Source organism: Cellulomonas sp. HZM (assembly GCF_000708885.1).
Taxonomy (GTDB): Bacteria; Actinomycetota; Actinomycetes; order Actinomycetales; family Cellulomonadaceae; genus Cellulomonas.
On the sequence record NZ_JEOE01000054.1, the window covers coordinates 1 to 13,478 of the forward strand.

The 13,478-nt window shown below is 74.7% G+C and carries 7 protein-coding genes and 1 pseudogene; 4 read left to right on the plus strand and 4 right to left on the minus strand.

Annotated features, from left to right (window positions below; translation table 11 throughout):
- Nucleotides 1-155: 155 nt before the first annotated feature.
- Nucleotides 156-1,013, plus strand: coding sequence for a DMT family transporter (locus AW16_RS0116085; protein ID WP_029292042.1), 858 nt, complete (start codon nt 156-158; stop codon nt 1,011-1,013).
- Between the two features lie 25 nt (nt 1,014-1,038).
- Here AW16_RS0116085 and AW16_RS0116080 read toward each other — a convergent pair whose 3' ends face one another.
- Nucleotides 1,039-1,587 carry a bacterial proteasome activator family protein gene (locus tag AW16_RS0116080; RefSeq protein WP_034649704.1) on the minus strand — a complete coding sequence of 183 codons (549 nt, stop codon included), beginning with the start codon at nt 1,585-1,587 and terminating at the stop codon, nt 1,039-1,041.
- 37 nt (nt 1,588-1,624) lie between these two features.
- Nucleotides 1,625-2,572 (minus strand): NAD(P)H-quinone oxidoreductase, encoded by a 948-nt coding sequence (locus tag AW16_RS0116075; RefSeq protein ID WP_029292046.1) that lies wholly within the window; start codon nt 2,570-2,572, stop codon nt 1,625-1,627.
- Nucleotides 2,573-2,784: 212 nt separating this feature from the next.
- On the opposite strand from AW16_RS0116075, the gene AW16_RS18975 reads away from it, so the two are divergent.
- Entirely contained in the window at nt 2,785-7,098 is a 4,314-nt protein-coding gene (locus tag AW16_RS18975; RefSeq protein WP_029292053.1) for an ATP-binding protein, read from the plus strand.
- 1,769 nt (nt 7,099-8,867) lie between these two features.
- Here AW16_RS18975 and AW16_RS18980 read toward each other — a convergent pair.
- Nucleotides 8,868-10,694 (minus strand): annotated as a pseudogene (locus tag AW16_RS18980) (ATP-binding protein); the annotation flags it as partial.
- A gap of 212 nt (nt 10,695-10,906) precedes the next feature.
- Here AW16_RS18980 and AW16_RS0116040 point away from each other — a divergent pair.
- On the plus strand, nt 10,907-11,854 hold the full coding sequence (locus AW16_RS0116040; RefSeq protein WP_029292046.1) for an NAD(P)H-quinone oxidoreductase: 948 nt from the start codon (nt 10,907-10,909) through the stop codon (nt 11,852-11,854).
- A 37-nt stretch (nt 11,855-11,891) separates the two neighbouring features.
- Nucleotides 11,892-12,440 carry a bacterial proteasome activator family protein gene (locus tag AW16_RS0116035; protein WP_034649704.1) on the plus strand — a complete coding sequence of 183 codons (549 nt, stop codon included), beginning with the start codon at nt 11,892-11,894 and terminating at the stop codon, nt 12,438-12,440.
- A 25-nt stretch (nt 12,441-12,465) separates the two neighbouring features.
- Here AW16_RS0116035 and AW16_RS0116030 read toward each other — a convergent pair whose 3' ends face one another.
- Nucleotides 12,466-13,323, minus strand: a complete 858-nt coding sequence (locus AW16_RS0116030) for a DMT family transporter (RefSeq protein ID WP_029292042.1) — start codon at nt 13,321-13,323, stop codon at nt 12,466-12,468.
- Nucleotides 13,324-13,478: the final 155 nt, after the last annotated feature.

Here is a 13,478-nt window from a genome sequence, read left to right on the forward strand (position 1 = left end):
CCCGCGCACTTGTCCGGGACCAGCGCGCTCGCGGAGACGCGGACGGGGCGCGCTGGTCCCGGACAAGTGCGCGGGTCTGGACTTCGTCTCTCGACGGGAAGTGGCGCACTCACCGAGCGGACCTGGGCGGCAACGGGGGGTCATAGCCTGGGGTGGTGCCTGCGCCGCTGCTGTTCGTGCTGTCGGGGGTGACGCAGTATCTCGGGGCGGCGCTGGCCGTGGGGCTGTTCGCGCAGGTCGCGGCGCCCACCGTCGCGTGGCTGCGGGTCGCCGTCGCTGCCGTGGTACTGGTCGGGTGGCGTCGGCCGTGGCGGGCCCGGTGGACGCGACGCGACCTGGTCCGTGCCACGGCGTTCGGCGTGGTGCTCGCCGGGATGAACGTCAGCTTCTACGTCGCGATCGACCACCTGCCGCTCGGGACGGCCGTCGCGCTCGAGTTCGCCGGACCGGTCGCGGTCGCGGCCGTCACCGGTCACGGATGGCGCGACCGGGTGGGGATCGCGGTCGCCGCGGTCGGCGTGGTGCTGCTCGCGGGGGTGAGCCTGCAGCAGGAGGGCGACACGGCGACGGGGCTCGTCGCGATCGCCGTCGCGGCGGCCTGCTGGGCGGCGTACATCGTGCTCGGGCGGCGGGTCGCGACCGCGACGACCGGCGGCGTCACGGGGCTGTCGGTGGCGATGACCGCCGGGGCCGTCGTCTTCGCGCCGTTCCTGGCGGGCGGTGCGGGTCCGGTCGTGCACGACGGTCGGCTCGCGCTCGCGGTCCTCGGCGTCGCCGTGCTCTCGTCGGTGATCCCCTACGCGATCGAGCAGGTCGTGCTGCGGCGCGTGCGGCCGGCGTCGTTCGCGGTGCTGCTGGCGCTGCTGCCGGCCACCGCAGCCCTCGTCGGAGCCGTCGCCCTGCACCAGGTGCCGCACGGCCTGGAGGTCGTCGGGCTGCTGCTCGTCTCGGCCGCGATCGCGCTGACCGGCGCGCACCAGGAGCAGTCCGACGAGGCCCCGCCACCTGCGTGAGAGCCCCGGTGCGGGGGTGACCCGGCTACAGGTACTGCCCCGTCCCGCCCGGCCGCTGCTGCTCGTCGTCCGACGGCACGGCCGACGACGGCACCACCAGACCGCCCGGCGGCAGCGCGCGCCGCATCTGCGAGAGCTGCGCCTGCGTCGACATCTGCTGCGCGACGAGCGCCGTCTGGATCCCGTGGAACAGCCCCTCGAGCCAGCCGACGAGCTGCGCCTGCGCGATGCGAAGCTCGGCGTCGGAGGGTGCCGTGCCGTCGTCGCGGAACGGGAGCGTGATGCGGTGCAGCTCGTCGGACAGCTCGGGCGAGAGCCCCTCCTCGAGCTCGTGCAGCGAGCGCTCGTGGATCTCGGCGAGGCGTGCGCGGGCGGCGTCGTCGAGGGGCGCGCTGCGGACCTCGTCGAGCAGCTGCTTGACCATCGTGCCGATGCGCATGACCTTCGCGGGCTGGTTCACCATGCCGGTGACGTCCTCGCGCGAGTCGTCGTCCGAGGCCCGCGGCCGGTCGTGCGGTGCGTCATCCGCCGGTACGACGACCACGCGTGGCTCCTGCTCATCCTGCGAGCTCATCGGCCCGTCCTCTCCTCGTGCGTCCGTCCGCCGGGGCTCACGGCACCAGCACGACCTTCCCGAACACCTCGCCGGCCTCCATCATCCGGTGCGCGTCCGCGGCTCGCTCGAGGGGGAGCGCCGCGTGCAGCACGGGGCGGATTCGACCGTCGAGGACGAGCGGCCACAGCCGCTCCCGGACGTCGCCCATGATGCGGGCCTTCGCCTCCGGGGGGCGCGAGCGCAGCGTCGTGCCGACGACGCCCACGCGGCGTGCGAGCAGCAGCCCGAGGTCGAGCTCGGCGCGGCTCCCGCGCTGGGTCCCGATGACGGCGACGCGCCCGCCGTCGGCGAGCATCGCGAGGTTGTCGGCCAGCGCGGCGGCCCCGACGACGTCGAGGACCAGGTCGACGCCCGCGCCGCCCGTCGCGTCGAGCACCTGCCGCACCAGGTCGTCGGACCGGTGGTCGAGCGCGACGTCGACCGTGAGCGCCGCCACCCGCGCGACGCGCTCGGGGCCGCCCGCCGTGGCGAGGACCCGGGCGCCGAACGCATGCCGAGCGACCTGCACCGCGACCGACCCGATGCCACCGGACGCGCCCCGCACGAGAACGGTCCCGCCGTGCGCGAGCCCGGCGGCGTCGAACGTCGACAGCACGGTCGCGAGGACCTCCGGGAGCGCGGCCGCGTGCTCGTCGGTGAGGTCGGCCGGGACGGGGAGCGTGAGCTCGTGCGGGACGGCGACCAGCTCGGCGTAGCCCCCACCGCCCAGCAGGGCGGCGACGCGACGGCCGTCGTCGGTCTCGCCGGCGACCTCGAGTCCCGGCCAGGCAGGCGCCCCAGGGGGCGGTGGGTACAGCCCCCGGCGCTGCAGGAGATCCGCTCGGTTGACGCCCGCGGCGCGCACGCGCACGAGCTCTTCACCCGGACGGGCGACCGGTTCAGGCACCTGGACGGGGGTCAGGACCTCGGGTCCACCGGGCTCTTCGACGACGACGGCGCGCACCCGTACGACGTTAGCGGCCGGTTTGCGGTGGTGCAGACGACCGCAGGCCCCGCCAAACCCGACGTTTCGGGCCGGGTGAGGTGCATGGCAAACTCTGCGGCGGGCTAATGGTCCGCCGTCGGCGCGCCGATGAGGACCGAACGGGTATCCCGTGCAGCTCGCGACCGCGGGTTCGCGCACCGGCGCCCGTCGGGTGAAGGAAAGGGTTCGACATGCTGCGACGGCTTGGCATCCGCGCCAAGGTGATGGCGGTTCTCGCCGTCCCCATGATCGTGCTGCTCGCTGCCGGCGTGTACATCTCGTACGGAGCGCTGAAGGACCTGCGCAAGGCGAACGCCGCCGACCAGGTCATCCACGTCCTGCAGGCGTACAAGCCGCTGTCGACGTCGATCGAGACCGAGCGGACCCTGAGTCTCACCGGCGGCTCTCCGGAGGAGATCGCGGCGGCGCAGGCGGCGACCGACAAGGCGTTGGCCGACGTCCGCAGGGTCACGGGCAGCCTCGACCTGTCCGAGTTCCCCGACTCGATGGTGAACCGCTTCCGCGAGGTGCAGGAGAACTACGACACCAAGCTCGTCGCGGCGCGCAACGGCGTGAAGAACAACGGCGCACCCGCGGGCATCCAGTACAACTACGCGACGATCACCAACGGCGAGCTCGCGCTCGTCGCCAACATCGGTGAGTTCCTGCCGAACCGCGAGCTGGGCACCGCCGTGAGCTCGTACGGCGACGTGCAGCACCTCGCGAACCTCGTCGTGACCGAGATGATCGCCGGCGTGAGCCTGGCGACGGGCGGCAACGTCAACGCCGGTACGTCCGCGCTCTACTCGGACGCCGCTGCGGCCACGGAGAGCGCCCGCACCGTCGCGGCCACCGCGCTGGACCAGACGGGCTCGGGCATCCGCATGCCCGCCGGCCAGCCGACGTCCCGCATGGCGGCGACCCGCATCCTGCTCTCGTCGGGCGACCCGAAGCTCGTCAAGCAGGCCAACGTCCCCGCGCTCGCGGAGGACACGGCCAAGGAGCTCGCCGGCCTGACCCAGACGTCCGACGACATCCTCAACTACGCCGACGGCATCGCCGACACCGACACCGAGGCCGCCCGTACGACGGCGTTCTGGACCATCGGCATCACGGCCGCCGCCGCCATCCTGTCCCTGCTGTTCGCGCTCGTCGTCTCCCGAGGCATCGTCGTCCCGCTGCGGCGCCTGACCTCCGCGGCCTCGAACGTCCGCGAGCAGCTGCCGCGACTCGTGGAGCAGGTGGCGACGCCGGGCGAGGGCCCCGAGATCACGCTCACCCCGATCCCCGTGACGTCTCGCGACGAGATCGGCCGCCTGGCCTCCGCGTTCAACTCGGTGAACTCGACGACCGTCGCGGTCGCCCAGGAGCAGGCCGCCCTGCGTGGCTCGATCGCTGAGATGTTCGTCAACGTCGCCCGCCGCGACCAGGTGCTCCTCAACCGCCAGCTGTCGTTCATCGACTCGCTCGAGCGGTCGGAGGAGGACCCGACGACCCTGGCGAACCTGTTCCGCCTCGACCACCTGGCCACCCGGATGCGTCGTAACGCGGAGTCCCTCCTGGTGCTCGCCGGCATCGACTCGGGTCGTCGTCTGCGCGACGCGATGCCGCTGTCCGACGTGATCCGCACGGCCTCGTCGGAGATCGAGCAGTACGACCGCGTCGAGCTGGACCTCAACGTGGACCCGCACATGCTCGGGTTCAACGCACTCGCTGCGGCCCACCTGCTCGCGGAGCTGCTCGAGAACGCCACGGTGTTCTCCGAGCCGGAGACGCCCGTCACGGTCTCGACCGGCATCGTCGGCCAGTTCGTCGCGGTCCGCGTCATCGACCACGGCCTCGGCATGACGGACGCCGAGCTGGCGGCTGCGAACGCGAAGATCGCCTCGACCGGTGCGGCCGACATGCTCGGTGCGCAGCGCCTGGGCCTGTTCGTCGTGGGCCGCATCGCCCAGCGCCTCGGCGCGGCGGTGCAGCTCGCGAAGTCGTCGGCCGGCACCGGCACCGAGACGACCGTCCTGTTCCCCGCGCACCTGTTCGCGGCGAGCGACACCGCCCTCGGCGGCGGGGCGCCCGCGCAGATCGCGGCGGCCGTCGAGGAGGACGCACCGGTCGTCGAGGCCGTCGACCTCGCGGCGCTCACGGACGGCGAGACCGGTCAGGGTCTTCCGCGCCGCCGTCGCGGCGAGGGCGACGAGCCCGAGGCGCCGGCCGCTGCCGCCGCGTCCGGTCTGCCGGCTCGCCCGCGCAAGACGTTCGACGAGAACAACCTGGTCCTGCCCGAGGTCGCGCAGCCGACGCTGTCGCCCGACCTGTCCACGGCCGCGGGCGACTGGCGCCCCGACGCAGTCACGCCGATCACGGCCGGTGGTCTGCCGAGCCGCACGCGTGCGGGCACCGCCGCGTGGCAGACGCCCGACGAGGAGCCGGCCGCCGCGCCGTCCGCGCCCGCTTCCCCCGCGGCCCGTGCCGGTCTGTTCTCCGGCTTCCGTGGACGCGGCGCGAACGACGTCGAGTCGACCGACACCGACGGCTCGGGCATCCCGGCCCTGGTGCCCGACGGTGCTGAGAACCGCCCGACGCCCGACCCCGTGCGCGCTCCCTGGATGACGCTCGGCGGCGCGCACGCAGCGCCCGAGTCGCCGATCGTGGTCCCCGGTCTCGCGGACGACGACGACGAGGCGTGGACGCCCGCGCAGCCGACGCAGGAGGAGTCGTGGGCCGTGCCCGCGCTCGCCGACGAGTCGTCGCAGGACGCGCCGGCCGACGAGCAGCACGAGCTCGAGCCCGTCGCGCAGGAGCCCGCCGACGTGCCGGTGCTCGAGGCCGACCCGACCGACGAGCCCGAGCCCGAGCTCGAGGCGCCCGCCGACGAGGAGACGGTGGCCGACGAGGCCGTCGCACACGAGGCCGTCGCGTACGAGGCCGTCGCGTACGAGCCCGTCGACGAGGTGACCGGTGACGCCGGTGAACCCGCCGAGCCCGCCGCCTGGGCGCCGTCCGCGTGGGGGACCGAGACGCCCGCCGAGTCGTTCGCTGAGCACGCTGAGCCCGCTGCCGAGTCGTTCGCGCAGCCGGTGACGGAGCCCGTCGCCGACGCCGAGCCGGTGTGGGCGCCCGAGCCCGCCGTGGCCGCCGACGAGAGCCCTGCGCCGTTCGAGGCCGTCCACGACGAGCCCGCCGCCCAGTGGCAGGCGCCGTCGTGGGCCACGTCTGTCGAGCCGGCCGCGGTCGTCGACGAGGCGGCTGACGTCCAGGCCGACGAGCAGGCCGACGCGCCGCTCGCGTGGAGCGCCCCGGTCGTCGACGAGCAGCCCGCGTGGTCGGCCCCGGTGGCCGACGAGCCTGTCGCCGAGCACGTCGACGAGCCCGCCGTGGCCGAGTCGCTGCCCGCGCACGTCGACGAGCCCGTGCACGAGGAGCCCGCCGCCTGGTCGGCGCCCGCCGTGAGCGAGCCCGTCGAGCCCGCCGTGCCCGCGGCGCCCGTCGCGTTCACGTCCTACAGCGGCTACGCCGGCTGGACCGGTGCCGCGTCGCGGCCCGCATCGGAGCCGTTCGTCGACTTCGAGCGCACGCTCGACGAGGCCCGCGCCTGGCACACGGGTGCGATCCCGACCGTCGCCGAGCCCGCCTTCGCGCCGGTCGCCGAGCCCGTCGCGCCGCAGCAGCCCGAGTGGCCCGCCGCGGCGTGGACGGCCCCCGTCGCCGAGGAGCCCCTCGCCGAGCAGCCGTCGGAGCAGCCCGCTGCCGAGCTCGAGCCCGTCGTCGAGGTGCCGGTCGAGGAGGCTCAGCCGGTCGAGGACGCGCAACCCGCCGTTCCCGCGCTCGCTGCCGACGAGGAGCCCGCCTGGGCCCCGACCACCCCGGCGTGGGGCGACCACTCGTGGTCGGCGCCCGCCGAGGAGGAGGCAGCGCAGGAGCAGACGCAGCTGTTCTCGCCGGTCGAGGCCGCGGACGCGGTGTCGCCGCTCGTGCAGCGCCGCAGCGTGCTGGTGAGCGAGCCCGAGCAGGCGCCGGTGGCTGAAGCCGTCGAGCAGCCCGTCGAGGCGCCCGTCGCGCAGGCCGAGCAGGCGTGGTCGACGCCGGTCCCCGAGCAGCAGCCGGTCTCCGAGCAGCAGCCTGTGCAGCCCGCGTGGGAGCCGACGGCGGTCGGCTCCCACGCGGGCTGCACAGGCTGCTGCTCGGAGACCGGCTGCTGCTCGGGGACCGGCGTCGACCACGCCTGCTCGGCCTGCGCGACGGGCGCCTCGACGGGCTGCTCGACGGCTTCAGCCACCGGCGCCTGCTCGGGCTCGCTCACCAGCACGCTGCGGCGCTGCACGAGCGGCGACACCGCGTCCGCGGCCTCGACCGGCGAGAACAGCTGCGTCTGCTCCTGCGCTGCCTCCTCCTCGGCGGGCGCCGACCACGAGTGGTCGCCCCACGCCGGGGTGGTCGGGGCCCAGGCGGGCTCCTCGTCGGCAGCGAGCGCGGGAACGGCGGGTTGCGCGTCCTCGACCGGCTGAGCCTCCTCGACCGGCACCTCGACGACGGGCTCGAGCTCGGCAGCGGGCTGCTCCGACGGCTGCTCGGCGAGGGGCTCCTCGGCGACGGGGGCCGTCCACGCCGCGGCGGGCCACTCGGGCTGCTGCGGCGCGACGGGCTCGGCGACCGGCGCGAAGGCGGGCTCGGCGACGGTCGGGATCGCACCCGTGTGCCAGGCGCGGGCCTCGTCGAGCGTGCGCTCGAAGTCGACGAACGGCTCCGATGCGGGCCGCGACGCGGCACCGGTCCAGCCGGCGTAGCCGCTGTAGGACGTGAACGCGACGGGCGCCGCGGGCACGGCGGGCTCGACGGGCTCGCTCACGGCGGGCGCCGACCAGGCGGCGGGCTCCTCGTGCACGGGCTCGTCGACGTGCGCGGGCAGCGACTCGGCCACGGCGGGCTCGTCGACGTGCTCGGCGACAGGCTCGTCGGCCACCGGGGCCGACCACGCGGGCTGCTCGTCGACGACCGGGGCGCTCCACGCGAGCGGCGCGTCGGCCTGCTCGTCGGCCTGGACGTCAGCCGCCTCGTCGACGACCGCGGCCGGCTCGACAGACGTGGCCCACGACGGCGCCTGCCACTGGGCGGCGGGCTCGTCGTGGACGGCCTCGAACGGCGCAGGGCTCTCGTCGGCGGCCACGGCGGGCTCGGGCGCCCACACCGGCTCGGCGTCGGCGACGGGCTCCGTCACCGGCTGCGCGAACGACTCGGCAGCGGGCTCAGCGTGCTCAGCGAACGACTCGGCGGGCGTCTCGGTCCCCCACGCGGACGGCGCCCAGGCGGCGGGCTCGGCGGGTTCACCGGCGTCACCGGTCACCTCGTCGACGGGCTCGTACGCGACGGCCTCGTACGCGACGGCCTCGTGTGCGACGGCCTCGTCGGCCACCGTCTCCTCGTCGGCGGGCGCCTCGAGCTCGGGCTCGGGCTCGTCGGTCGGGTCGGCCTCGAGCACCGGCACGTCGGCGGGCTCCTGCGCGACGGGCTCGAGCTCGTGCTGCTCGTCGGCCGGCGCGTCCTGCGACGACTCGTCGGCGAGCGCGGGCACGGCCCACGACTCCTCCTGCGTCGGCTGCGCGGGCGTCCACGCCTCGTCGTCGTCGTCCGCGAGACCGGGGACCACGATCGGCGACTCGGGCGCTGCGTGCGCGCCGCCGAGCGTCATCCAGGGAGCGCGCACGGGGTCGGGCGTCGGGCGGTTCTCAGCACCGTCGGGCACCAGGGCCGGGATGCCCGAGCCGTCGGTGTCGGTCGACTCGACGTCGTTCGCGCCGCGTCCACGGAAGCCGGAGAACAGACCGGCACGGGCCGCGGGGGAAGCGGGCGCGGACGGCGCGGCGGCCGGCTCCTCGTCGGGCGTCTGCCACGCGGCGGTGCCCGCACGCGTGCGGCTCGGCAGACCACCGGCCGTGATCGGCGTGACTGCGTCGGGGCGCCAGTCGCCCGCGGCCGTGGACAGGTCGGGCGACAGCGTCGGCTGCGCGACCTCGGGCAGGACCAGGTTGTTCTCGTCGAACGTCTTGCGCGGGCGAGCCGGCAGACCGGACGCGGCGGCAGCGGCCGGCGCCTCGGGCTCGTCGCCCTCGCCGCGACGGCGGCGCGGAAGACCCTGACCGGTCTCGCCGTCCGTGAGCGCCGCGAGGTCGACGGCCTCGACGACCGGTGCGTCCTCCTCGACGGCCGCCGCGATCTGCGCGGGCGCCCCGCCGCCGAGGGCGGTGTCGCTCGCCGCGAACAGGTGCGCGGGGAACAGGACGGTCGTCTCGGTGCCGGTGCCGGCCGACGACTTCGCGAGCTGCACCGCCGCGCCGAGGCGCTGGGCGATGCGGCCCACGACGAACAGGCCCAGGCGCTGCGCACCGAGCATGTCGGCCGCACCGGTCGAGGCGATCTTCGCGTTCGCAGCCGCCAGCTCGGCGTCCGTCATGCCGAGGCCGTGGTCGATGACGCGGACCGCGACGAACTGGCCGACGATGCCGGTCGAGACCGTGACGGGCGTCTCCGGCTCGGAGAACACCGTGGCGTTCTCGAGCAGCTCCGCGAGCAGGTGGGCCGCAGCGAGTGCGTTGAACCCGAGCATGTGCGGGTCCACGTTGAGGTCCAGCTCGACGCGGTCGTACTGCTCGATCTCCGACGAGGCCGTGCGGATCACGTCGGACAGCGGCATCGCGTCGCGCAGACGACGACCCGAGTCGATGCCGGCGAGCACCAGGAGGGACTCCGCGTTACGACGCATCCGGGTGGCCAGGTGGTCGAGGCGGAACAGGTTCGCCAGGGTCGTCGGGTCCTCCTCCGACCGCTCGAGCGAGTCGATGAACGACAGCTGGCGGTTGAGGAGCACCTGGTCGCGGCGGGCGACGTTGACGAACATCTCAGCGATCGAGCCACGCAGGGCGGCCTGCTCCTGGGCGACCGCGACGGTCGTCGAGTTCACCGAGTTGAACGCGGAGGCCAGGCGGCCGATCTCGTCGCGAGACGTCACGGGGATCGGGGTGAGCGTGATCTCGGGGCCCTCGCCCGGCGTCGCCACCTGCTCCACGAGTCGCGGCAGCTGCTCGCGGACGTTCGAGGCCGCGGAGGTCAGGCGCCGCAGCGGGACGACGATGCCTCGGGAGACGACGAGCGCGAACAGCAGGGACAGGATGGCGGCGGCGGCCGTGATGCCGATGGTCCAGAACGCCGTCGTACGGGCGGCCTCGGTGTCGGTGTCGGCGATGCCGTCGGCGTAGTTGAGGATGTCGTCGGACGTCTGGGTCAGGCCGGCGAGCTCCTTGGCCGTGTCCTCCGCGAGCGCGGGGACGTTGGCCTGCTTGACGAGCTTCGGGTCGCCCGACGAGAGCAGGATGCGGGTCGCCGCCATGCGGGACGTCGGCTGGCCGGCGGGCATGCGGATGCCCGAGCCCGTCTGGTCCAGCGCGGTGGCCGCGACGGTGCGGGCGCTCTCCGTGGCCGCAGCGGCGTCCGAGTAGAGCGCGGACGTACCGGCGTTGACGTTGCCGCCCGTCGCCAGGCTCACGCCGGCGATCATCTCGGTCACGACGAGGTTCGCGAGGTGCTGCACGTCGCCGTACGAGCTCACGGCGGTGCCCAGCTCGCGGTTCGGCAGGAACTCACCGATGTTGGCGACGAGCGCGAGCTCGCCGTTGGTGATCGTCGCGTAGTTGTACTGGATGCCCGCGGGTGCGCCGTTGTTCTTCACGCCGTTGCGCGCCGCGACGAGCTTGGTGTCGTAGTTCTCCTGCACCTCGCGGAAGCGGTTCACCATCGAGTCGGGGAACTCGGACAGGTCGAGGCTGCCCGTGACCCTGCGGACGTCGGCCAACGCCTTGTCGGTCGCCGCCTGCGCCGCCGCGATCTCCTCCGGAGAGCCGCCGGTGAGACTCAGGGTCCGCTCGGTCTCGATCGACGTCGACAGCGGCTTGTACGCCTGCAGGACGTGGATGACCTGGTCGGCGGCGTTCGCCTTGCGCAGGTCCTTCAGCGCTCCGTACGAGATGTACACGCCGGCAGCGAGCAGCACGATCATGGGGACGGCGAGAACCGCCATCACCTTGGCGCGGATGCCAAGCCGTCGCAGCATGTCGAACCCTTTCCTTCACCCGACGGGCGCCGGTGCGCGAACCCGCGGTCGCGAGCTGCACGGGATACCCGTTCGGTCCTCATCGGCGCGCCGACGGCGGACCATTAGCCCGCCGCAGAGTTTGCCATGCACCTCACCCGGCCCGAAACGTCGGGTTTGGCGGGGCCTGCGGTCGTCTGCACCACCGCAAACCGGCCGCTAACGTCGTACGGGTGCGCGCCGTCGTCGTCGAAGAGCCCGGTGGACCCGAGGTCCTGACCCCCGTCCAGGTGCCTGAACCGGTCGCCCGTCCGGGTGAAGAGCTCGTGCGCGTGCGCGCCGCGGGCGTCAACCGAGCGGATCTCCTGCAGCGCCGGGGGCTGTACCCACCGCCCCCTGGGGCGCCTGCCTGGCCGGGACTCGAGGTCGCCGGCGAGACCGACGACGGCCGTCGCGTCGCCGCCCTGCTGGGCGGTGGGGGCTACGCCGAGCTGGTCGCCGTCCCGCACGAGCTCACGCTCCCCGTCCCGGCCGACCTCACCGACGAGCACGCGGCCGCGCTCCCGGAGGTCCTCGCGACCGTGCTGTCGACGTTCGACGCCGCCGGGCTCGCGCACGGCGGGACCGTTCTCGTGCGGGGCGCGTCCGGTGGCATCGGGTCGGTCGCGGTGCAGGTCGCTCGGCATGCGTTCGGCGCCCGGGTCCTCGCCACGGCGGGCGGCCCCGAGCGCGTCGCGCGGGTGGCGGCGCTCACGGTCGACGTCGCGCTCGACCACCGGTCCGACGACCTGGTGCGGCAGGTGCTCGACGCGACGGGCGGCGCGGGCGTCGACCTGGTCCTCGACGTCGTCGGGGCCGCCGCGCTGGCCGACAACCTCGCGATGCTCGCCGACGGCGGGCGCGTCGCCGTCATCGGGACCCAGCGCGGGAGCCGCGCCGAGCTCGACCTCGGGCTGCTGCTCGCACGCCGCGTGGGCGTCGTCGGCACGACGCTGCGCTCGCGCCCCCCGGAGGCGAAGGCCCGCATCATGGGCGACGTCCGGGAGCGGCTGTGGCCGCTCGTCCTCGACGGTCGAATCCGCCCCGTGCTGCACGCGGCGCTCCCCCTCGAGCGAGCCGCGGACGCGCACCGGATGATGGAGGCCGGCGAGGTGTTCGGGAAGGTCGTGCTGGTGCCGTGAGCCCCGGCGGACGGACGCACGAGGAGAGGACGGGCCGATGAGCTCGCAGGATGAGCAGGAGCCACGCGTGGTCGTCGTACCGGCGGATGACGCACCGCACGACCGGCCGCGGGCCTCGGACGACGACTCGCGCGAGGACGTCACCGGCATGGTGAACCAGCCCGCGAAGGTCATGCGCATCGGCACGATGGTCAAGCAGCTGCTCGACGAGGTCCGCAGCGCGCCCCTCGACGACGCCGCCCGCGCACGCCTCGCCGAGATCCACGAGCGCTCGCTGCACGAGCTCGAGGAGGGGCTCTCGCCCGAGCTGTCCGACGAGCTGCACCGCATCACGCTCCCGTTCCGCGACGACGGCACGGCACCCTCCGACGCCGAGCTTCGCATCGCGCAGGCGCAGCTCGTCGGCTGGCTCGAGGGGCTGTTCCACGGGATCCAGACGGCGCTCGTCGCGCAGCAGATGTCGACGCAGGCGCAGCTCTCGCAGATGCGGCGCGCGCTGCCGCCGGGCGGTCTGGTGGTGCCGTCGTCGGCCGTGCCGTCGGACGACGAGCAGCAGCGGCCGGGCGGGACGGGGCAGTACCTGTAGCCGGGTCACCCCCGCACCGGGGCTCTCACGCAGGTGGCGGGGCCTCGTCGGACTGCTCCTGGTGCGCGCCGGTCAGCGCGATCGCGGCCGAGACGAGCAGCAGCCCGACGACCTCCAGGCCGTGCGGCACCTGGTGCAGGGCGACGGCTCCGACGAGGGCTGCGGTGGCCGGCAGCAGCGCCAGCAGCACCGCGAACGACGCCGGCCGCACGCGCCGCAGCACGACCTGCTCGATCGCGTAGGGGATCACCGACGAGAGCACGGCGACGCCGAGGACCGCGAGCGCGAGCCGACCGTCGTGCACGACCGGACCCGCACCGCCCGCCAGGAACGGCGCGAAGACGACGGCCCCGGCGGTCATCGCCACCGACAGCCCCGTGACGCCGCCGGTCGTCGCGGTCGCGACCCGCCGCCCGAGCACGATGTACGCCGCCCAGCAGGCCGCCGCGACGGCGATCGCGACGAGCCCCGTCGCCGTGTCGCCCTCCTGCTGCAGGCTCACCCCCGCGAGCAGCACCACGCCGACCGCGGCGACCGCGATCCCCACCCGGTCGCGCCATCCGTGACCGGTGACGGCCGCGACCGCGACCGGTCCGGCGAACTCGAGCGCGACGGCCGTCCCGAGCGGCAGGTGGTCGATCGCGACGTAGAAGCTGACGTTCATCCCGGCGAGCACCACGCCGAACGCCGTGGCACGGACCAGGTCGCGTCGCGTCCACCGGGCCCGCCACGGCCGACGCCACCCGACCAGTACCACGGCAGCGACGGCGACCCGCAGCCACGCGACGGTGGGCGCCGCGACCTGCGCGAACAGCCCCACGGCCAGCGCCGCCCCGAGATACTGCGTCACCCCCGACAGCACGAACAGCAGCGGCGCAGGCACCACCCCAGGCTATGACCCCCCGTTGCCGCCCAGGTCCGCTCGGTGAGTGCGCCACTTCCCGTCGAGAGACGAAGTCCAGACCCGCGCACTTGTCCGGGACCAGCGCGCCCCGTCCGCGTCTCCGCGAGCGCGCTGGTCCCGGACAAGTGCGCGGG

What these genes read in the sequence shown, in the direction of transcription:
- AW16_RS0116080 (WP_034649704.1), bottom strand. Translation starts at nt 1,587, where the DNA reads ATGAGCTCGCAGGATGAGCAGGAGCCACGCGTGGTCGTCGTACCGGCG.
- AW16_RS18975 (WP_029292053.1), top strand. Translation starts at nt 2,785, where the DNA reads ATGCTGCGACGGCTTGGCATCCGCGCCAAGGTGATGGCGGTTCTCGCC.
- AW16_RS0116035 (WP_034649704.1), top strand. Translation starts at nt 11,892, where the DNA reads ATGAGCTCGCAGGATGAGCAGGAGCCACGCGTGGTCGTCGTACCGGCG.